18 protein-coding genes are annotated in these 19,835 nt (G+C 69.1%); 12 read left to right on the top strand and 6 right to left on the bottom strand.

Going from position 1 to position 19,835, the window contains the following annotated elements:
• Positions 1 to 52 precede the first annotated feature (52 nt).
• Entirely contained in the window at positions 53 to 1,444 is a 1,392-nt protein-coding gene (locus KQ303_RS12020; protein ID WP_399233686.1) for an AAA family ATPase, read from the top strand.
• Positions 1,441 to 2,745 (top strand): MFS transporter, encoded by a 1,305-nt coding sequence (locus KQ303_RS12015; protein WP_259730469.1) that lies wholly within the window; start codon positions 1,441 to 1,443, stop codon positions 2,743 to 2,745. Before KQ303_RS12020 ends, KQ303_RS12015 begins: the two co-directional genes overlap by 4 nt.
• Positions 2,746 to 2,909: 164 nt before the next feature.
• Here KQ303_RS12015 and KQ303_RS12010 read toward each other — a convergent pair whose 3' ends face one another.
• Positions 2,910 to 5,078 carry a glutamine synthetase III gene (locus tag KQ303_RS12010; protein WP_259730468.1) on the bottom strand — a complete coding sequence of 723 codons (2,169 nt, stop codon included), beginning with the start codon at positions 5,076 to 5,078 and terminating at the stop codon, positions 2,910 to 2,912.
• Between the two features lie 249 nt (positions 5,079 to 5,327).
• Here KQ303_RS12010 and KQ303_RS12005 point away from each other — a divergent pair, with 249 nt between their 5' ends.
• The 4 genes from KQ303_RS12005 (at position 5,328) to KQ303_RS11990 (ending at position 8,415) form a co-directional block, all read left to right on the top strand.
• Positions 5,328 to 5,552 (top strand): hypothetical protein, encoded by a 225-nt coding sequence (locus tag KQ303_RS12005; RefSeq protein ID WP_094511015.1) that lies wholly within the window; start codon positions 5,328 to 5,330, stop codon positions 5,550 to 5,552.
• Positions 5,545 to 5,952, top strand: coding sequence for a phosphomannose isomerase type II C-terminal cupin domain (locus KQ303_RS12000; RefSeq protein ID WP_259730467.1), 408 nt, complete (start codon positions 5,545 to 5,547; stop codon positions 5,950 to 5,952). The genes KQ303_RS12005 and KQ303_RS12000 overlap by 8 nt, the downstream gene beginning before the upstream one ends.
• A gap of 306 nt (positions 5,953 to 6,258) precedes the next feature.
• Positions 6,259 to 8,091 (top strand): DEAD/DEAH box helicase, encoded by a 1,833-nt coding sequence (locus KQ303_RS11995; protein WP_399233683.1) that lies wholly within the window; start codon positions 6,259 to 6,261, stop codon positions 8,089 to 8,091.
• Positions 8,092 to 8,130: 39 nt separating this feature from the next.
• The gene (locus tag KQ303_RS11990) at positions 8,131 to 8,415 is read left to right on the top strand and encodes a hypothetical protein (protein ID WP_259730465.1); all 285 of its coding nucleotides are present in this window, start codon (positions 8,131 to 8,133) and stop codon (positions 8,413 to 8,415) included.
• 4 nt (positions 8,416 to 8,419) lie between these two features.
• Here KQ303_RS11990 and KQ303_RS11985 read toward each other — a convergent pair whose 3' ends face one another.
• Positions 8,420 to 8,620: a hypothetical protein gene (locus KQ303_RS11985; protein ID WP_094511019.1), complete on the bottom strand. Its 201-nt coding sequence runs from the start codon at positions 8,618 to 8,620 to the stop codon at positions 8,420 to 8,422.
• Between the two features lie 115 nt (positions 8,621 to 8,735).
• Here KQ303_RS11985 and KQ303_RS11980 point away from each other — a divergent pair, with 115 nt between their 5' ends.
• The 6 genes from KQ303_RS11980 (at position 8,736) to KQ303_RS11955 (ending at position 16,275) form a co-directional block, all read left to right on the top strand.
• Positions 8,736 to 10,556 carry an ABC transporter ATP-binding protein gene (locus tag KQ303_RS11980; protein ID WP_259730464.1) on the top strand — a complete coding sequence of 607 codons (1,821 nt, stop codon included), beginning with the start codon at positions 8,736 to 8,738 and terminating at the stop codon, positions 10,554 to 10,556.
• 102 nt (positions 10,557 to 10,658) lie between these two features.
• A complete protein-coding gene (locus KQ303_RS11975) occupies positions 10,659 to 11,288 on the top strand; it encodes a ParB/Srx family N-terminal domain-containing protein (RefSeq protein WP_259730463.1) in 630 nt (209 codons plus the stop codon).
• A gap of 204 nt (positions 11,289 to 11,492) precedes the next feature.
• Complete coding sequence (locus KQ303_RS11970) at positions 11,493 to 12,347, top strand: LCP family protein (protein ID WP_233132847.1); 855 nt, start codon at positions 11,493 to 11,495, stop codon at positions 12,345 to 12,347.
• A 72-nt stretch (positions 12,348 to 12,419) separates the two neighbouring features.
• A complete protein-coding gene (locus KQ303_RS11965; protein ID WP_259730462.1) occupies positions 12,420 to 13,466 on the top strand; it encodes an FUSC family protein in 1,047 nt (348 codons plus the stop codon).
• Complete coding sequence (locus tag KQ303_RS11960; protein WP_259730461.1) at positions 13,463 to 14,542, top strand: FUSC family protein; 1,080 nt, start codon at positions 13,463 to 13,465, stop codon at positions 14,540 to 14,542. The genes KQ303_RS11965 and KQ303_RS11960 overlap by 4 nt, the downstream gene beginning before the upstream one ends.
• Complete coding sequence (locus tag KQ303_RS11955; protein ID WP_259730460.1) at positions 14,539 to 16,275, top strand: TolC family protein; 1,737 nt, start codon at positions 14,539 to 14,541, stop codon at positions 16,273 to 16,275. Before KQ303_RS11960 ends, KQ303_RS11955 begins: the two co-directional genes overlap by 4 nt.
• 50 nt (positions 16,276 to 16,325) lie before the next feature.
• Here KQ303_RS11955 and KQ303_RS11950 read toward each other — a convergent pair whose 3' ends face one another.
• The 4 genes from KQ303_RS11950 to psbP form a co-directional block, all read right to left on the bottom strand.
• Complete coding sequence (locus KQ303_RS11950) at positions 16,326 to 16,520, bottom strand: hypothetical protein (protein WP_259730459.1); 195 nt, start codon at positions 16,518 to 16,520, stop codon at positions 16,326 to 16,328.
• Positions 16,517 to 17,827, bottom strand: a complete 1,311-nt coding sequence (locus tag KQ303_RS11945; RefSeq protein ID WP_259730458.1) for an NHLP bacteriocin system secretion protein — start codon at positions 17,825 to 17,827, stop codon at positions 16,517 to 16,519. The genes KQ303_RS11950 and KQ303_RS11945 overlap by 4 nt, the downstream gene beginning before the upstream one ends.
• 65 nt (positions 17,828 to 17,892) lie before the next feature.
• Positions 17,893 to 19,083, bottom strand: a complete 1,191-nt coding sequence (locus tag KQ303_RS11940; protein ID WP_259730457.1) for an FAD-dependent oxidoreductase — start codon at positions 19,081 to 19,083, stop codon at positions 17,893 to 17,895.
• A 116-nt stretch (positions 19,084 to 19,199) separates the two neighbouring features.
• Positions 19,200 to 19,784, bottom strand: a complete 585-nt coding sequence (gene psbP, locus KQ303_RS11935) for a photosystem II reaction center PsbP (protein ID WP_259730512.1) — start codon at positions 19,782 to 19,784, stop codon at positions 19,200 to 19,202.
• Positions 19,785 to 19,835: the final 51 nt, after the last annotated feature.

The raw sequence follows: 19,835 nt of genomic DNA, 5'->3' as shown, positions 1-19,835 counted from the left end.
CCCTCTGCTGGACGCTGGCCGGGAAGCCTCGCCGGCCGGCCCGGCCCCGCTGGTGCACACGGCAGCGGGTGGCCTGGCCTGGCGGCGTTGGCGCGACCAGCTCGACGACGTGCTGGCCCAGTTGCGGCAGCGGGCCCTGAGCCCGCTGGAGCCAGCGCTGCCGCCGGAGCATCGCCAGCGCCTGTGCGATACGGCCTGCCGCCGCGGCGCCCTCGATTCTCAACAGGTGCGGGCGGTGGATGCCCTGCTGTCTCAGCGGCTGGTGCTGCTCGGCGGCGGTCCGGGCACCGGCAAGACCACCACGGTGGTGCAGATGCTGGCCGCGGCGCTGGAGGCCCGCCCCGACCTGCGGGTGCACCTGGCAGCGCCCACCGGCAAGGCCGCCACGCGCCTGCGGCAGGCGATCCGGGAACGCGGGGACCGCCTGCCCGACGACCTGGCCGAACGCTGCATGGCCCTGCCCTGCACCACCCTGCACCGCCTGCTGGAAAGCCGCGGCGATGGTTTCGCCCGCGACCGCCGCCACCCGCTCGCCCTCGATCTGCTGGTGATCGATGAGGTGTCGATGCTGGATCTGGCTTTGATGGCAGCCGTTCTCGACGCCCTGCCGCAGCAGGCCCAGCTGCTGCTGGTGGGCGATCCGGCCCAGTTGCCGCCGGTGAGCCCCGGCGCCGTGCTGATCGCCATCGAAGACGACCACCGCCGCGCCTCGCTGGGGGAAGCGATGGTGCAACTGGCCACCCCTTACCGCAACGAAGGGGCGATCGCCGCCGTGGCCGCCCAGGTGCGCAACGGCGGCGGCGCCCGGCTGGAGCGAAGCCTTGCCGCACTCCAACCGCGCGACAACCTGCATTGGCTGCGCTGCGAGCCGCCGCGGCTGCCTGAAGCACCGCTGGAGCGGCTGCGCGCCCATCAGGAACGGCTGCGGGAACTGGCGATGGCCTTTGATCCCAGCCAGCTTTCCGCGGCCCAGGCGCTGCTGAACGAACTGGAAGCCTGCGTGCTGCTCACGCCCGTGCGCAGTGGCAGCTGGGGGGTGGAGGCCCTGCACCGCCGCCTGTTGGGGGAGGCCGCCGAGCGGGGCGCGGCAGCCTGGCCGCTGGGCACGCCGGTGCTGTGCAGCCGCAACCTGGCGGAACAGAACCTGGCCAATGGCGATGTGGGCGTGGTGGTGCGGCCGGGGCGCGAGACGCTGCTGCTGTTCAGTGACGACACAGCCGGGCCCCGGTTGCTCCATCCCGCCCGCCTGCCAGGGGCGGAACCGGCGCTGGCCCTCACGATCCACAAATCGCAGGGCAGCCAGTACCAGGAGGTGGTGGTGCTGCTGCCCAGGAGTGAGCGCTGGGAGGGGCGGCTGCTCTATACCGCTCTCACCCGTGCGCGCCAGGAGGCCTGGCTGGTCACCCCACCGCTGCCGCCCTGGGCGCCGGCGCCGGGCTCGTGATCCCTGCGGGCAGGCCCACCCTCACAGCGTCGGACTGGCGGATCTGGGGCCTCACCGCCGCAGGCAAATACCTGGAGGGGCTGGTGGTGTTCATGGGGGGCATCGCCCTGCCGCTGGTGCAGGCGGAGCTGGCGCCGGCCAGGGCAGCGGTGGGTCTGCTGGCGGCCGCGCCGCTGATCGGCATCCTCGTGGGCGCGCCGCTGCTGGGCACGCTGGCCGACCGCTGGGGCCGCCGGCCGGTGTTCTTAGCCGAGCTGGTGCTTCTGCTGGCGGGGCTGCTGGGGGCCGCCGCCAGTCCGAACGTCACCTGCCTGGTGGCGGCACTGCTGCTGATCGGCCTGGCGCTCGGCGCCGACTACCCCACCGGCCATCTGGTGATCTCCGAACAGTTGCCGGCGGCCTGGCGTGGCCCGCTGGTGCTGGGCGCCTTCGGCTGCCAGGCCGTGGGGGCACTGAGCGGCAGCCTGCTGGGCTGGCTGCTGGCTGCTCATGGCAGCCTGGGGCCACTGGGCTGGCGCAGCCTCTATCTCCTGCCGGTGCTGCCGGTGCTTCTGCTCACCTGGGCGCGGCTGGGGGTGCCGGAAAGCCCTGGCTGGCGGCCGCCGGGTGTTGCCCAGCCGCAGGCCGCTGGAGAAGGGGGGTCGGCGTCAGCCACTGGCCAGACCGAGACGGCGCATCCTCTGCCCAACCCGTTGCCACCTCGCGCACCCAGCCCGCTGGCGCCTCCTTCACTGCGCCCACTGCTGCTGGCCGGGCTGCCGTGGTTTGTGCAGGACCTCAGCACCTACGGGGTGGGAATCTTCCTGCCGCAACTGCTGGTGCAGGGCGGCGTGCAACAGCACAGCCTGGGCTGGGCCACAGCGGCCGATGGGCTGTTCGTGGCAGGAATCGGCCTGGCAATCGTGCTGGTCGACCGCCTGGGCCGGATCGGGCTGCAGGTGGCCGGCTTCGGGGGCTGCGCCGCTGGGCTGGCGCTGGCGGCGTGGGGCTGCAGCGGGGCTGTTCAGGCGCCCGGCCTGGTGATCGCCGGGGTGGGCCTGTTTCTGTTCATGACCAACGCCGGCCCCAATGCCACCACCTATCTCCTTGCAGGAGAGGTGTTCCCGATCGCCCAGCGCGGCCAGGGGGCGGGCCTTGCGGCCGCTGCCGGCAAAGCCGGCGCGGTGCTCGCCGCCCTCACACTGCCGGGGTTGCTGCACCGCTGGGGAACGGGTGCGGTGTTGACTGGCCTGGCGGTCAGTTCGGTGATCGGCGCACTGCTCACCGGCTGGTTACGGTTTGACCCGGCACAGGAGCGCTAACCATTCAGCGCAACAGGGCTCGGCAAAAAACGGGGCCTCGGCACGCGGTGAAGCGGCCAGGACCCCGGAGGTGGAGCATTCAGATCAAGCCTCTGAGCAAGGTTTCAGAGCTGCGCACAGAACAGAAAAGGGGGCAGGACGGCACCCGCCCCCCAGCGTTCTGACTACTTGATGAACAGCATCTCCTGGTAGGTGGGCAGCGGCCAGGCGTTGTCGTCCACCAGGGTTTCGAGCCCGTCGACGGCTTCGCGGATCTTGTACATCAGCGGCAGCAGGGTGTCGGCGCAGTGGCGCATGTGGGCAGCCTCGCCGTGGGGCGGGCTGGCCAGAGCGGACTCCAGGGCCACGCAGTTGGCCAGCAGCTCCTGGTTGAGCGTGGCGATCCGGCCGGCCATGGCCCGATCGGGCGGCAGACCCAGGGTTTCCTGGTAGTGGAGGGAGTTGGCCAGCTGACCGAGATAGGTCATCACGGCGGGGTACACCTGGGTGCGGGCCATCTGCAGCACCAACTTGGCCTCCACTTCCACCGCCAGCACGTACTGCTCGGCATACACCTCGAAGCGGCTGTGCAGCTCCACCGGGGTGAGCACACCGGTGCGCTCGAACAGGGCCTTGATGTCGTCCCGCTCCAGCACGAGCAGCGCATCGGCGGTGGTGGGGAGGTTCTCCAGGCCCCGTTCGGTCACGGCCTTTTCATGCCACTCACTGGAGTAGCCGTCACCGCCGAACACCACATTGCCGTGCTGCTGCATGATCGCCTGCAGCACTGCAGCGGCTGCCGACTCCAGCGACGCACCGGCACCCATCTTGGCCTCCAGTTCGTCGGCCACGTACTTGAGCGAGTCGGCCAGAATCGTGTTCATGGCCACCAGCGGGCCGGCCACGGATTGATTCGAACCCACGGCGCGGAACTCGAAGCGGTTGCCGGTGAAGGCGAACGGGGAGGTGCGGTTGCGATCACCCGGATCCTTGGGGAACTCGGGCAGGGTGTCGACACCGAGCTGCATCAATCCACCGTGGTCGGTACTGCCAAGGTTGCCGTTCTTGATCATCGTGAAGACCTCTTCCAGCTGGCTGCCGAGGTACATCGAGATGATCGCCGGCGGCGCTTCGTTGGCACCGAGGCGGTGATCATTGCCGGCCGTGGCCACCACAGCACGCAGCAGCGGGCCGTAGAGATGCACGCCACGAATCACAGCACCGCAGAACAGCAGGAACTGCATGTTCTCCTCGGGGCTGCTGCCGGGATCCAGCAGGTTGCCCTGGGTGCCGTTGCCCACCGACCAGTTCACGTGCTTGCCGGAGCCGTTGATGCCAGCGAAGGGCTTCTCGTGCAGCAGGCAGTTCATGCCGTGGCGGCGCGCCGTGTTCTTCAGCAGCGTCATGGTGAGCTGCTGGTGGTCGGTGGCCACGTTGGCCGCCTCAAAGAACGGAGCAATCTCGAACTGGCCCGGTGCCACTTCGTTGTGGCGGGTTTTGGCGGGAATGCCCAGCTTGTACATCTGGCGTTCCACGTCCTGCATGAACACCTGCACCCGCTGGGGGATCGCACCGAAGTAGTGGTCGTCGAATTGCTGGCCCTTGGCGGAAGGATGGCCGAACAGGGTGCGGCCCGCCAGCAGCAGGTCGGGGCGGAGGGTCACGAAGGCGCTGTCGACCAGGAAGTATTCCTGTTCAGCACCGCAGCTGGAATTGACCGGGGCGATCTCGGTGTTGCCGAGCAACTTGAGCAGCCGCTGGGCCTGCTTGTTCATCGCGGCGTTGGAGCGCAGCAGCGGTGTCTTCTTGTCGAGGGCTTCACCCGTCCACGACACGAACACCGTGGGGATGCAGAGGGTGATGCCGTTGGGCGTCTCCATCAGGAAGGCCGGGCTGGTGATGTCCCAGGCCGTGTAACCGCGGGCTTCGAAGGTGGAGCGGATGCCGCCGTTGGGGAAGGAGGAACCGTCAGGCTCACCCTGCACCAGCACCTTGCCGGTGAATTCACAGATGGCCGAACCATCGCTCTGGGTGGAGATGAAGCCGTCGTGCTTCTCCGCCGTGGAGTTGGTGAGCGGATAGAACACGTGGGCGTAGTAGAGGGCGCCACGGCCCACCGCCCAGTCTTTCATCGCCTGGGCTACAACATTGGCCACGGAAACATCAAGTTTGCCGCCTTCCTTGATGGTTTTCTGAACCGATTTGAAGATGTCCTTCGGCAAGGACGACTTCATCTTGGCCAGATCGAAAACGTCAGACGCCCACAACTCTGAGAGGGGCGCAATGGGAGGAAACTCCGGGGATGGCCGTTCCTGGATGCACTGGATGGCCGCGAGACGCTGCGAACTGGGCATGAGGGGCAGAAAAGATCCGCCCAGCATCCAACCCCTCAGCCTTGCCACCAGATGACGCCGTTGCTACAGATCAATTGGTGGGTCCGTCCACGGTCTCGAATCGCTCAAGCTCGGGCATTCCCAGTCGGATGCTGCGCAGCATCGAACCAGCAACGAGCGGCAAGAGCCGCGCGCGCTGTGTCAGGCCCGCGGCGCCCTTCACTGACCACGTCATGCGACAGACTGAACCTGCATTCCGCTGCAGCGTCGATGGTTCGCTACTACCTCCTGCTGCCGGATCCGAAGGCCGGAGCCGAGGCCACGCTCGGGCGCATGCTCGACGACCGCTCTGAAGCCTGCTTCGACGCCACCACCACACCCCCGGGCTGGCAGAACTGCACGAATCAGATTCAGCGCCGGCTGCACGCCCACGACAAGATCGCCGAAATCAGCCTGGAGCGCGCTCAGGCCTGGCAACCCTCCGCCTTTGCCTGAAGCCGGCCGCGAGTTACCGCCCGGCCCCGAGGCCCAGGTTGACGCCGGATCAGGGCGATGCCAACGCCCCTGGGGATGGTTCGAGACCCTTGCCGATGGTGAGTCCTACCGGGTGAAACGGCTGCTGGTGCTGGCCCACCAGCGCATCAGCCTCCAACGTCATCGCCACCGCTGTGAGCACTGGGTGGTGGTGGCCGGCAACGGTCGGCTTGAACTGGAGGGGGAATCCATCCCGGCCCGGCCGGGTGTCACCTTGTTCATCCCTGTGGGCGCGATGCATCGGCTCACCGCCGGCTCCAGCGATCTGGTCCTGATTGAGGTGCAGCGGGGCGACCGTCTCGAAGAAAGTGATATCGAGCGTTGGCAGGACGATTACGGCCGGGCCGTCAGCAGCACATGACGGGGATTCCGGCCGTTCAGGTGTTACATTGTGCACTCACCCTTTGATGAAGGGCAAGGCAGGCGTGCTACAGGCCATCAAGGCCATGAGCTTCGGGTTGCTGCCGGCCTGTGTTGAAGGAACTCCTCAGGCCCCAGCCACCCACCCAGATTCGTGACCCAGCCTTCTGCTTGCGAGAGCTTCGCGTGCTCTGTTGACACCGACGCGTCCCTCTCCGCCTCCAATTCCACCTCGACGAGCCATCCCATCACCACCCTTTCCCTCTCCGCCGACCCGATCGCCGCGGATTCCGCCGCCACGCCAGCCCTGCCGCTGACGAGCGTCGATCTCACCGCCCTGGAAGCCACCAGCCCCGCCGTGACGGACGCCACAACCGAAGCCAGCACCCTGATCGGTCCGCTCACCACCACCGCAGCACCTGCCGAAGCGAAGAACGGCTTCGCCAGCTTTGGTTTCTCCGCCGAGCTGCTGGAGGCCGTCGAAGGCTGCGGCTACACCGAGCCTTCCCCGATCCAGAAAGCCGCCATTCCTGAGCTGCTGCTGGGCCGCGATCTGGTCGGCCAGGCGCAGACCGGCACCGGCAAGACAGCCGCCTTCGCCCTGCCCCTGCTGGCTCGCCTCGATCCGGCCCAACGCACCCCGCAAGTGCTGGTGCTCACGCCCACCCGCGAGCTGGCACTGCAGGTGGCGGAATCCTTCAACAGCTATGCCAACAAGCTCCCGCAGGTGCGGGTGCTTCCCATCTATGGCGGAGCCGATTTCCGCGATCAGATCGTGCGTCTGCGCCGTGGCGTGCAGGTGGTGGTGGGCACCCCTGGCCGGGTGATGGATCACATGCGCCAGGGCACCCTTGATCTTTCCGGCCTGCGCAGCCTCGTGCTCGACGAAGCCGATGAAATGCTGCGCATGGGCTTCATCGACGACGTGGAGTGGGTACTGGGGCAGTTGCCGAGCGAGCGGCAGGTGATCCTGTTCTCCGCCACCATGCCGTCCGAAATCCGGCGGCTTTCGAAGAACTATCTCCGCAGCCCGGCGGAAGTGACGATCCGGCAGAAAGGCGCTGAATCCAGTTCCATCCGCCAGCGCCATCTGGTGGTGAACGGATCCCAGAAACTGGAAGCTCTCACCCGGGTGCTCGAGGCCGAAAGCAGCGAGGGTGTGATCATCTTTGCCCGCACCAAGGCCATCACCCTGGCGGTGTCCGAAGCGCTCGAACAGCAGGGCCACGATGTCGCTGTGCTCAACGGCGATGTGCCGCAGGCCCAGCGGGAACGCACCGTGGAGCGGCTGCGCAGCGGCAAGGTGAACGTGCTTGTGGCCACGGATGTGGCGGCGCGCGGCCTCGACGTCGACCGCATCACCCTGGTGATCAACTTCGACATCCCCTTTGACAGCGAGGCCTACGTGCACCGCATCGGCCGCACCGGCCGGGCCGGCCGCAAGGGCGACGCGATCCTGTTCCTCACCCCGCGGGAGCGCCGCTTCCTCTCAGGTCTCGAGCGTGCCGTCGGCAAGCCGATCGAGCCGATGGAGGTGCCCAGCAACGCCGACATCAACCAGAGCCGGCTGGATCGCCTGCGTCAGCGCCTCACCGCCGCTGTGCAGGAGCCCACAAGTGAGCCCCAGGAACTGGCCCTGCTCAGCGAGATTATCCAGAGGGTAGGCCGCGAGATCGAGGTCACCCCGGAGCAACTGGCCCTGGCCGCCCTCCAGCTCGCCGTGGGCGATCGCCCGCTGCTCGCCCAGGGTGAAGAAAACTGGCAGCAGAGCGGAGGACGCGACCGTGACCGTCAACGGGACGGCGATGGCCGCCGTGGCGAGCGCGGCGAGCAACGGCGGCCCCTTGGCCAGGGCCGCAACGGCGGCGGGTTCCGCGAGGAAGGCAGCGCGCCCCCCGACGACCAGATGGACCGGTTCCGCATCGAAGTGGGCTGGCGTGACCGCGTCAAGCCGGGCAACATCGTGGGAGCGATCGCCAATGAGGCTGGCCTTAACGGCCGCAGCATCGGCAGGATCCAGATCTTCGACACGCACAGCGTGATCGATCTGCCCAAGGGAATGCCTGAAGATGTGTTCGCTGCTCTCGCCCGCCTGCGGGTGATGAACAAGGAGCTGCAGATTTCCCGTCACCAGGGCTGAGCCCTTCAGCCCCTCCCCGCCATTGCCTTGAGGCCCTCCATGCGCCTGGTCTTCACCTTCACCTCGCTGGGTGCCCTCACGCTCTTTGCCCAACCGGTGCAGGCCGATACGCTCAGCGCATCGGCTTCCGCCCGCAACGACAGCGTCACCAGGTTCTGCCTGGCGGGGTTCCAGGCCGCCTTCCAAGCGGCCCGCAAAGTGCCCCCGGATGGCATGGGGGCCTATACCTGCAACTGCTTCGTGGAGCAGGTGAACAAGGGCTCCAGCATCCAGGGCGCCACCGACATCTGCCGGCAGCTCGCCACGACCAAGTACCGGCTCTGAGCGTTCAGCTCCAGAGGCTGGTCACACCATCGGTGCACAGCAGGCTCACCTGCTCCAGGGGCAGGTTTTCGATCGTGGCGATCAAGGTCGTCTGCACCTCGGTGGACTCGGTGAGCACCAGGGATTGCAGCAGGTCGAAACGGTCCTGAGGGGCGAGTTCGCCGTTCTCGCACCAGGCCAGACTCCAGGGGACAGGGGCAGACATTGGTTCGGGATCGCCGGGTGTTGGTTCCGTGACAATCAGACGACCTTCGCCCATTTCCTCCCTTCTTCCCTTTTCCTTCCGTTCTGCTTCACGCTTTGCCACGCCTGCCCAGGCCATGCCGCCACTTTCTTCGCCCCAGCACGAGCCCCAACACTCTGCCCCCGCGCTGAAGCGGCTGCTGCGAGCCCTGCGGCCGCACCGCCGGCGGGTGTGGCAGGCGGCGTTCTGTTCGGTGCTCAACAAAATCTTCGATCTGGCGCCGCCGGTGCTGATCGGCCTGGCGGTGGATGTGGTGGTCCGCCAGCAGACTTCCAGCCTCGCCGCGCTCGGGTTCCGCAGCGTGCCGAGCCAGCTGGGGCTGCTGGCCCTGCTCTCGTTCGTGACCTGGAGCGCCGAATCCGGCTTCGAATACCTCTATGGCGTGCTGTGGCGCAACCTCGCCCAGACCGTGCAGCACGAGCTGCGGCTTGAGGCCTACGGCCATCTGCAGCAGCTGGAGATGGCCTTCTTCGAGTCGAGCAGCAGCGGCCGGCTGATGGCGATCCTCAACGACGACATCAACCAGCTCGAGCGCTTCCTCGACCATGGCGCCAACGAGCTGCTGCAACTGGTGACCACCGTGGTGGCGGTGGGCGGGGCCATGGCCGTGCTCTCCCCCAGCGTGGCGGGGGTGGCATTTCTGCCGATCCCGGTGATCCTCTGGGGCTCGCTCAGCTTCCAGAAGCGGCTGGCTCCGCGCTACCGCGAGGTGCGTGAAAGGGCTGGCGATCTGAACAGCAGCCTGGCCAACAACCTCGGCGGCATGCTCACGATCAAGAGCTTCGCCGCTGAAGCCTGGGAGCTGGAGCGCCTCCGCGGCGAAAGCGAGGCCTACCGCGCCAGCAACCGCCGAGCGATCCGCATCTCGGCCGCCTTCATTCCGCTGATCCGCTTCGCGATCCTGTTCGCCTTCCTGGCGATCCTGGTGATCGGCGGCCTGCAGGCGTGGCAGGGAGCGATCGCTGTAGGCAGCTACAGCTTTCTGGTGTTCATCACCCAGCGTCTGCTCTGGCCGCTCACGACCCTGGGCCGCACCCTCGACGACTACCAGCGGGCCATGGCCTCCACCACCCGGGTGCTCGATCTGCTCGAAACTCCGGTGAGCATTCCCGGCGGCTCCCGGCCGCTGCCCCTTGAGCAGGTGCAGGGCAGGCTCGAGTTCCGCGCGGTGGACTTCGCCTACGGCGGCCGCGACCCCTTGCTGAATGGATTCGAGCTCACCGTGCCGGCCGGCAGCACCGTGGGCATCGTGGGCGCCACGGGCTCGGGCAAGAGCACGATCGTGAAGCTGCTGCTGCGGCTCTATGAGGTGCAGGCGGGCGAGATCCTGCTGGATGGCCAGCCAATTCGGGAGCTGCGGCTCGAGGATCTGCGGCGTGCCATCGGCCTGGTGAGCCAGGAGGTGTTCCTGTTCCACGGCACCGTGGCCGAGAACATCGCCTATGGCAGCTTCAGAGCCAGCCGCACCGCCATCGCCCGAGCCGCTGCCCTCGCCGAAGCCGCCGGCTTCATCGAGGCCCTGCCACAGGGCTACGACACCGTCGTGGGCGAGCGGGGCCAGCGGCTCTCAGGCGGTCAGCGGCAGCGGATCGCCCTGGCCAGGGCCATTCTCAAGAATCCGCCCGTGCTGATCCTTGATGAGGCCACCGCCGCGGTGGACAACGAAACCGAGGCCGCCATCCAGCGTTCCCTTGACCACATCACCGCCTCTCGCACCACGCTGGTGATCGCCCACCGGCTCAGCACCGTGCGCCACGCCGATCGGATCGTGGTGATGGACCAGGGACGCATCGTGGAAGCCGGGCGCCACGAAGAGCTGATCGTCCGCAACGGCGCCTACGCCAACCTCTGGCGCGTGCAGGCCGGACTGCGCCGCGAAGAACCGCTGCTGGCCTGAACACCGGCAGGCATCCGCTGTCCCCTTGATACGGCACGACGGGGTGGGCGGGAATGTTGCAGCATGGACAACTCCTTCAGGGCCCCCTGCTGCCCCCTCACGATGGCGCCGAGCTCCGGTCCCCACGAACTGCCGTCGACGTCCCAGACGGAGTTGCTGGAGTTGCCCGTCGAGCGCCTCCAGCCCACCCAGCTCTGCCTCGGTCTGGCGGAGGTGCGGGCCCGGGCCTGTGATTTCCGCCTTGAATCCGCTGCCAGCCGCCGCCGTTACCTGCGCAGCCGCCCGGTGCCGGTCGCCGTCAGCAGCGCCGGTGAGCACTGGATGATTGATCGCCATCACCGGCTGCGGGCGCTGCTCGACGTCGACCCGGACGTGAGCGTGTTCTGTGCGGTGGTGCTGCGGCTGGAGGGCGCCAGCAGGGCCCACTGCCTCGAGGAGCTCAATCGCCGCGGCTGGCTCTATCTGCACGATGGCGAGGGGCGCGGCCCCCACCCGGCGGAGCGTCTGCCGAGGCGGCTGGAGGCGCTCGACGACGACCCCTACCGCAGCCTGGTCTGGAAGCTGAAGCAGGAGGGGCTGATCCGTGCCCAACCGACCCTGCCCTTCCACGAGTTTCGCTGGGGTGCCTGGCTGCGTCAGCAGGCGCTGCCGCCGTTCAGTTCGATCGAGCTGGATCCGGCCCTGCCGGCGGCGCGGGAACTGGTGCGCCAACGCCGCGATCCTGGGAGCTGAGGTCACCAGCTCAGAAACTGACTGATACCGGCGGGCCTGGGAGGGAAATCCACCGCCAGGATGAAATAAGGTTTCAATATGAAGACATCGGCAGCGAAGCGCCAGAGATCCACAGCGGTTCCTTCGGCGCCTTCAGCCGGATACCCGAGCGCTCCGCCCCCCAAGCGCCGGTCCAGCGGATTGGGGCCGATCCTGCTCGCCGTGATGTTCGGGCTCGGCGGCGGCCTCGCCCTGGCGGTGCCCTTGGCCGATCTGATCAAGGGCAACACCACTGTGAAGCTGGAAGGCTTCCGCAATCCCTTCGGCAGCTGGGTTGACACCGATCGCGACCTGCTGGTGCTCGGCTCCGACGTGGGGGGTGGCAACACCGATGTGATCTTCACGCTGCGGGTGGAGAACGGCAAAACCCAGATCACCCAGGTGCCGCGAGACACCTACATCGATTCCGCCCGCTTCGGCCCGGTCAAGGCCAACGCTCTCTACGCCTACGGCGGAATCGAAGCCGCGAAGGAGGAGCTTTCCGAGCGCCTCGGTCGACCCATCGGCCACTACATCAAGGTGAATCTGAGCGCGATCCGCCGCATGGGCGATGTGCTCGGTGGCGTCGAGGTGGATGTGCCCAAGCGCATGTACTACGTCGACAACAGCCAGGGCCTCTACATCGACCTGCAGCCGGGCATGCAGACGCTCAAGGGCCGCGACCTGGAGGGCTTCCTGCGCTGGCGCCACGACGAGAACGGTGACATCGGCCGCATCGAGCGGCAGCAGCTGGTGCTGGCCGCGGTGTTTCGCAAGCTGATCCGGCCGGACAACCTCATGCGTCTGCCCACCCTGCTCTCCGCCGCCGGGGAGGACGTCAAGACCGATCTCGGGCCGATGCAGATCGGCGGCCTGATCACCGCCATGGCCTCCACCCAGCTCAGCACCGAGCGGCTCGGCGGCCGCCCGTTCGACCGCAACGGCATCAGCTACTGGGAAGCCGACTGGCCCAGCACCGCCGGCACCGCCAGCTCCTCCAAGGAGTCGTCGGACAACGGCCGCTACCGCTTCCTGTTCTGAGCCACGGCGCCAGGGTCGCCGCCACCTTCCAGCTACTGATCCTCAGCCTCCTGTCATCAGCCCTCAGCCGCCATGGACGGAGCCGGTACCGTGCCGGCAATGCGCCGCAGCGCTGCGATGGCTCCACTCTCCCCCCTGCTTCAGCAGAGCCTGCGCCTTGGCCTCGCCAGCCTGATCACCGCCGCGATCGCGCTCTGGAGCGATCGGATCGCGTTCGTGTGGTACCCGCTGCTGGCCGTGATCTTCGTCATCGATGACAACGACGAGCTGACCGTCAAAGCAGCCCTCGCCCGGGTGCTCGGCACCGCCAGCGGCGGCTTGGTGGCCTTTCTCGTGCACACGATCATGGGCGGCTGGCCCGCGGTGCTGGTGTCCCTGCTGCTGACCGTGCCCCTGCTGCGGCTGCTGGGCTGGCAAGGAGGGATGTCCACCGCCGTGACGATCAGCCTGATGTTCCTGCTGATCCCCCACTACACCGCGCTCAACTGGGACTACGTGTTCAACCGCACGGTGGACACGTCCGTGGGAATCGTGGTGGCGCTGCTGACGGCCCTGCTGTTCTGGCCGAAGAACAGGCTGCAGCGCATCGGGGCCCTCGAGCGGCAGGTCCACACCAGCCTGCTGACGCAGCTCGCTGCCCTCATGGCGTGGGCTCTGGGCAGGCAGACACGCCCTGCACCACTGTCCCGTGCCGAGTTCACCGCCCGCCTGCTCGCTCTCGAACAGCTGGTGCAGCAGGAGCAGGCGGGCCATGCACGGCACCTGCTGCGGCAGGCACGCTGGCGCCAGCGGCTGCTGATCTGGCAGACGATCCACCACCACTGGGTGCAGTTCGAGCGGCTGCTCGGCCAGCTCCCCGCCGACCTGGCCGGTGAGCCCGCTGGCGCCGCGTTGGCGTCGCAGCTGCAACGGGCGCTGCAGCAGCTGCAGGCGCCGGCGGCCGGCGACGGGCCGCTGCAGCTGCAGCCGGCTCCGGGGGAGCAGACCCTGCCCTCGCTGCTGCTGCTCTCGCTGGAGGAGGAACACAACCGGCTGCGGCGGGCGCTGCTGTCGCTGCACTTCTGCGAGCGGAGCACCCTGCCCCGCACCGCCAGCTCCCGCCTGGAGCCGGCGCGATGAAGCTTCCGCCACGGCAGGAATGGCGCCTGGCCCTGGTGACCGGGCTGAGTACGGGCTTTGCGGTGCTGAGTCCGTTGCCGGATGGCTACTACATGCCGATGGCGATCACCGCCGTGATGGCCGGCAGCTACGGCGGCTCCTATGCACTGGGTCGCCAGCGGCTGCTGGGCAGCCTGATGGGGGTGGCCATCCTGTTGGTGTGCCAGAGCGGCCTGCGCCTGCCCTTGCCCCTGGCCCTCGGCATCGCCCTGACGCTCACCCGCCTGCTAGGCGGTGCGCTGGGTCTGCAGAGCGGCTACAAGGTGGCTGGCTTCATCGTGGTGATGGGCTGGCTGGTGCACAGTTCCAACCTCTCCAGCTGGATTCCGCTGCGCCTGGGCTGGACCTGCCTGGGAATCGTGGTGGGGTTGCTGGCCGTGCGCTGGATCTGGCCCAGCCGTGCGATCCAGCAGCAGAACGACGGCTGCCGGCGCCTGATGGGCACGATCGCAGCCGCCTTGCGCGAGGAAGGCCAGCGACTCGGCAGCCCGCTGGCCCCCGCCGCTTCCCCCGGCGAGCGGCGCCGGCGCCACCGGCAGGACCTGACCCAGCTGGTGGCCCTGCGGCAGGGGCGGCCGGCGGCGATCACGGAGCTGGGGCTCAACCCGGCCCGGCAGCCGCTGCATCACCTGTGGCAACTGAGCGATGCCACCTTTTCGCTGTTGCTTGGAACCCTCGACGGGCTGCGCAGCCTGCCACCTCCACTGTTGTCACCGTCGGCGCTGGTGGAGCTGAGAATGGCGGAAGTAAGGCTGCTGGAGGCCATGGCCCAGCGGCTGGAGGGATGGCAGACCTGCCGCTTCGCGCAGGACGAACCGCTGCCGTCGCTGACGGCCAGCGGCAGGCAAGCAGGCTTGCAGAGCCAGGCACTGGCCCTGGCAGCCCTGCGCACCTGCCGCGAGCTGCTGCACAGCCCCGCCTTCGAGCAGGTGCCGAACGTGCGCCAGCGCCAGGTGGCCCGGCGCCTGATGCTGCTGGAGCAGGCAGCCGAGGGCCTCGAAACGATGGACCGGCGCTGGCAGGCGCTGCAGGCATGACCAGACTCCCTTCCGGGCCTGCGATCGCCACCAGGCTCGCCCTGAGCGTGACGTTGCTGGGGATCGCGCTGGAGCAGGGGCGCGGTGTGGCACTGGCAGCCGGGGCCGACCCTCACCACGCCGCTGCGCTGGAGCGCGCCTGGAGCCGCCTAGACGCCGAATTGCGCCTGCTGGACCAGCTGTTGCCCGGGCCGGAGGACGGGGGAGCCGGCGATGCCACCCCCGGTGAGACGCCACCGGCCCCGCCCCCGCTAGCCCTGCCGACGGCGGCGCAGCTCAGCGATCAGCAGGTGCAGGCGCTAAGCCTGGAGGAGGCGGTGGTGATCGCGCTGGCCGAAAGTCCGCAGCTGCAGGCCCGGCGCCTGGAGGTGGCCGCGGCCCTGGCCCAGCTGCAAAGCCGCCTGGGCACCTACTGGCCCCGCATCGCCGCCGTGGGCGGGCTGGCCTACGACCAGACGGCGACGCGGTTCGGGGTGCCCGCCGGCAACGGCAGCCTCGCCCTCGGGCCCAACTTCGCCGCATCCGGGCTGCGGGCCGCCGACGGCTCGACCACCAATGGCCCCTTCTTCGTGCCCAGCGGTGCCACCGCCACCTTGAACCAGGGGGTGCGCCAGCTGAGCGGTGGCCTGGAGCTGGATCTGGCTGTGCTGGATTTCGCCCGCAGCCCCTCGATCCAGGCGGCCCGGGCGCGGCTGCGGCAGGCGCGGGCCGCCTACGCCAACAGCCTGCGGCACCGGCAGCTGGAGGTGAGTGAGGCCTACTACGGCCTGCAGCGGGCCGACCAGCTGGTGCGCATCCGCGAAGCCGACCTGCGCAACGATGGCGTGATCCTGCAAGAGGTGCTGGCGCTCAAGCAGGCCGGGCTCGTGCCCCGGCTCGACCTGCTGCGCCGCCAGGCCTTCGAAGCCGAAAGCGAGGAACAGCTGATCCAGGCCCGCGCCGACCAGGCGGTGGCTCGGCGGCGGCTGGCCGTGCTGCTCAATCTGCCAGCCAACCTCACCCCCCGCGCGGCGGACCCGATCCGGATCCAGTCCCGCTGGCCGTTCGGGCTGGAGGAGAGCCTGCTGGCCGCCTATCGCGACAACCCCGAGCTGGCGCTGGTGCTGGCCAGCCGCGACGCCCTGGCTCAGGACCGGCAGGCCCTGGCCGCCCAGCTGCTGCCCCGCCTGAGCCTGTTCGCCGCCGCAGGCGCCGGCAGCAGCCAGACCCAGCAGTGGAACATCAGCGGCGACTGCTGTGGCACGACGGTGATTCCCACCCAGAACAGCGTAGGCACGGACTGGTCGGTGGGGCTGGCCTTCCGCTGGCTGCTGTTCGACGGCGGCAGCACGGCGGCGGCGCTGCGCAGCCTGACGCAGCAGGAGCAGGCCGAGGCGCAGCGCTACGCCGCCTCACGCAACGACATCCGCCTGCGGCTGGAGCAGGCCTTCTTCGAACATGGGGCCAGCCTGGGAAAACTGGCCTCCAGCCAGCGGGGGGTGCGCGCCAGCCTGGAGGCCTACCGGGATGCTCGGCTCCGCTATCAGAGCGGTCTGGCCAACGAAGTCACCCTGTCGCTCACCCAGGACCGGCTGATCACCAGCCTGGTGCAGCGACTGGAGGCCACGGTGGCCGTGAACATCACCTACGCCCGACTGCTGCGGGAACTGCTGCCGATGCCCACCGACCCCGAGGCCGCCGTGCCGGTGCGGCTCACGGTTCCGGAGGCCGGCCGTCGGCAACTGGGGCCGTGACGAGCCCGGGCAACGCGAGGCTCTGGATCAGCAGCCTGCGGCTGCGCCGCTCAACGCTCACCGCTGGAGACGAAACGCTCGATGCGGTACGCCAGCACCACCAGCAGCACCACCAGCCAGAACCAGAGCTCCGGCGCATTGGCGTTGAGCAGCACCACCAGCAGCACCACTTCGGCCACCAGCCAGGGCAGCTCCCGCCGCAGCGGGCTGGATTCGCCGGACGGCGGGGGCGCATTCGGGGTCATGGCACCGCCCCCGCGGTGGGGCTGGGGCTGGTAGCCGGAGCGGCCGTCGGCGTCTTCTGAAGCGGTTGGTCGCTCTGGCGGAGTTCGCGGTCATCCCAGAGGCGATCGAAGCCGAAGGTGCGGAAGCCGCCGGTGAGCGAGCGCAGGCCGGGCAGCAGATAGGAGATCGGGGTGCGCCATTCCACGTAGGCATGGCCCGTGACGGTGAGACCTTCCCGCACCGGGAACACACTGCTGCCCCGCGAGAGGGTCCAGCGGAAGCCATCGAGGCTGGCGGGGTCACGCTCCAGGCTGATCTCGGCGCGCATCACCGGCCCGCCTTCCACCAGGGAGCGGGCCAGCTGGGGGTTGCCGATCGTGGTGGAGATGTCCTCCTCGGTGGCGGGCAGCACATTGACCTGCCGGACCCGGCCCACGATGCCACCGAAGCGGCTGCGCTGGTCCCAGTCGGGCACGACCTCGACCGGCAGATCAGGGCGCAGGCGACGGGCATCGGCGGGAGGGAAGTAGGCCACGGCGATCAGTGGCTGGGAGCCGCTCCCACGCCCGATCGTGCCCAGCCGCTGTCCCACGGCCACGGTCTGCCCGGGGATCACCTGCAGATCCAGCACCTCCCCATCGCGATCGGCGTGCAGGCGGCCGTTGAAGGCCAGCTGCGCCTCGCTGACACGCAGCTGGCGGCGCAGATCATCGATGCGAAAACGCCGCTGCAGCGCCGCGGTCTCCAGCTCGAGCTTCACCTGCTGAAAGGCGGTGAGCAGAGTCCGCTCTTCGATCGCCACCTGATCGAGGTTCACGGCCGTGGCGGTGAGGCCCTGCTCCACCGTCACCACTTCGGAGGAGAGCGGGGCCACCACCTCCCGCCGGCTCAGCCACTCCAGCTGGTTGAGCTTGGCGGCGTAGGTGTTCTTGAGGGCGCCGAAGCGGCTGCGGTCAGCGCCCAGCTTGGCGAGGGCGGTGGCAAGCGCCTGCCGTTCGGTGGCGAGGCGTTGGTCGTCGCGGGCGGTGAGCTGTTCGTTCTGACGTTCGAGCTCCCGCAGGTTGGCTCGCTGCTGCTCGATCTCCCGCTCCAACACTGGGAGATAGAGCTCCACCAGCACCTGGCCGCGTCGCACCCGATCGCCCACGGCCACAAGCAGGCGCCGCACCTGGCCGCCGGCACGGGCGTCGATCAGGCCGGCACTGCCGGGCAGCAGCAGCACCCCCTTGCCCATCACCTCGGTGGGCACGCGCCAGAAGCAGGCCCAGACCACCACCGCACCGACGACGCCGCCCAGACACCACGCGACCTTCCGCCGCGGAGGCATCCCCTTCCAATGGTCAGGCCGCAGCAGGTGCATGGCCGCCAGCTTGGTGGGTCACGGGGTTCCTGTCAGCCCCCGCCCGCCACGGGGGCGGCGCCGGGCAACGTGGCCAGGGCAGCCGGATCACCGGCGATGGCAGCCGCCAGCAGCGGCGCCAGGGCCGGCACCAACGCAAAGGGCCCACCGAAACCGGCGAACACCCACAGGCCAGGGGCACCCGCCACCGCTCCCACCAGGGGCAGGCCCGGATTCGTGAAGCTCACCGGCACCTGAACGAAGCGACCCGGCAGCTCCGCCAGTGCCGGCAGCAGCCCCGAGACCGCCTGGCGCAGGCACAGCTCGGTGTGGCGGGGGTCGGGGGGTGGGCCCAGGTCCGTGCCTGGACCCACCAGGGAGCTCTGGCCCAGCAGCCAACCCGTACCGCTCGGCGCCCAGCCCACATCCACGATCAGCTCAGGCACCTGCAGCTGGGCGGAGCGGTCTTCCAGGCCCGGCCGCTGGCCCAGTAACGGCATCACGATGGCATCACCGGAGGGCAGCGCCAGCGGCAGGCGGTCCACCAGCAATGCGCCGGCCCAGCTGAACCGCAGACGCTGTGGCAACGACGGCCAGAGCGAGCGGCAACCGGCTCCGGCAGCCAGAACCACCTGACGGGCCCACAAGGTGTCGCCCACACCACCGCTGGCCGCTTCCAAGCGCAGGCGCCAGCCAGAGCGCGTGGGCTCGATGGTCGACACCCGCTGGATGAGCCGCCGCACCCCAGCCGCGCGCAACGCCCCGGGCAGGGCAACCGCAAGCACCCCCACATCGACCCTCGCGTAGCCGAGCCGCAGGGTGCCTCCAGCGCCGCTTGCCGCCGCAGCCACTGGAGACGCTGCCCCGGCTGCGCCCGTCAGCGGTGGGCCGTGCTGCAGTTGATCGGCTCCGAGGTGACGACGGGCCAGGCCCTCCACCTGCTGGAGCACCCCCTCCTGCCGCTGCCGCGCGGCGGCGTCAGCGGCGGCGGGCCAATGCAGCACCAGATCGCAGGGGCACAGGCCCAGGGGGCCATGGCGCGCCTCCAAGCGGCGCCAGTGGGACGGAGCGGCGGCCATCCAGCTGTCGAGCGGGCCCGGAGGCCCGGCCCACCAGGGGATGCCGCCGTAGCTGAGCGGTGTGGCGGCAGGCCCCGGCCCGTCCACCACCGCCACCGGCAGACCCAGGCCCGCGAGTTCGAGGGCAAGGAGGCCACCGGCCAGCCCCGCACCGATGACCACCACCGGGCCGCCGGCTGCGGAACCTTGCAGGGCCCCAGAATCGTCCAGAGCCGCTGCATCGTCGATGGGTCCAGCCCCCCGCATGAACTCCGCTTCCACCCTGCTGGCGCCGGGCCGCCTCAGATCTGCAGGGTGAAGGAGGTGATCACGTTATGGAAGAGCTCCTTGACCCTGCCCCAGCGGGCCTCGTTGGTGCTCACCGCCAGGGTGTAGAGCCGACCCCGGTCAGCGACCACCGTGGCCAGTTCGTGGCGGTCGCGATCTGCCAGGTGCACCGCGTACTCCAGGTCGTAAAACGTATGGCCACCGTCCTGACGCTCCACCGCCTCCACCAGTTCCGCCTCACGGCCGCTGCCGGCCGGCGCGATCACCACGCGCCGCAGCTTTTCACCCACCGCCACGGCGCTGCCGAGATCACTCAGATCGTTGGTGGGATTCACATCGGAGATCACCAGGCTGAGTGTTTCATCGCTGTTGATCAGGTCGTGGAACACCACCTGGGGGCCATCGCTCACCACCACGCGCGTCCAGCCTGTGGGATAGAGGAAGGCATAACGGCCATCGGGGCTCTGGAAGGCGTTCAGCCCGGCGGCCGCGGCGCTGCAGCCCGCCAGCCCACCACCAGCGATCAAGGCCCCGAGCAGCACGGCCAGCAGGCGGCTGAACCAGGGCCGGAGATCCGGCTGGAGAAAGCGGAGAGGCATGGCGGCAAGGGCGGCGGGATGGGGGAGCACCGGCGCCATTCTGTCGGCCGG

The organism is Synechococcus sp. CS-1333 (genome assembly GCF_025128015.1).
Classification (GTDB): domain Bacteria; phylum Cyanobacteriota; class Cyanobacteriia; order PCC-6307; family Cyanobiaceae; genus MW101C3.
This window is presented reverse-complemented; position numbering and strand designations above follow the sequence as displayed.

Coding starts and splice junctions, on each gene's coding strand:
- KQ303_RS12010 (WP_259730468.1), bottom strand. CDS start 5,078: ATGCCCAGTTCGCAGCGTCTCGCGGCCATCCAGTGCATCCAGGAACGG.
- KQ303_RS12005 (WP_094511015.1), top strand. CDS start 5,328: ATGGTTCGCTACTACCTCCTGCTGCCGGATCCGAAGGCCGGAGCCGAG.
- KQ303_RS11990 (WP_259730465.1), top strand. CDS start 8,131: ATGCGCCTGGTCTTCACCTTCACCTCGCTGGGTGCCCTCACGCTCTTT.
- KQ303_RS11985 (WP_094511019.1), bottom strand. CDS start 8,620: ATGTCTGCCCCTGTCCCCTGGAGTCTGGCCTGGTGCGAGAACGGCGAA.
- KQ303_RS11980 (WP_259730464.1), top strand. CDS start 8,736: ATGCCGCCACTTTCTTCGCCCCAGCACGAGCCCCAACACTCTGCCCCC.
- KQ303_RS11975 (WP_259730463.1), top strand. CDS start 10,659: ATGGCGCCGAGCTCCGGTCCCCACGAACTGCCGTCGACGTCCCAGACG.
- KQ303_RS11970 (WP_233132847.1), top strand. CDS start 11,493: ATGTTCGGGCTCGGCGGCGGCCTCGCCCTGGCGGTGCCCTTGGCCGAT.
- KQ303_RS11965 (WP_259730462.1), top strand. CDS start 12,420: ATGGACGGAGCCGGTACCGTGCCGGCAATGCGCCGCAGCGCTGCGATG.
- KQ303_RS11960 (WP_259730461.1), top strand. CDS start 13,463: ATGAAGCTTCCGCCACGGCAGGAATGGCGCCTGGCCCTGGTGACCGGG.
- KQ303_RS11955 (WP_259730460.1), top strand. CDS start 14,539: ATGACCAGACTCCCTTCCGGGCCTGCGATCGCCACCAGGCTCGCCCTG.
- KQ303_RS11950 (WP_259730459.1), bottom strand. CDS start 16,520: ATGACCCCGAATGCGCCCCCGCCGTCCGGCGAATCCAGCCCGCTGCGG.
- KQ303_RS11945 (WP_259730458.1), bottom strand. CDS start 17,827: ATGCCTCCGCGGCGGAAGGTCGCGTGGTGTCTGGGCGGCGTCGTCGGT.
- psbP (WP_259730512.1), bottom strand. CDS start 19,784: ATGCCTCTCCGCTTTCTCCAGCCGGATCTCCGGCCCTGGTTCAGCCGC.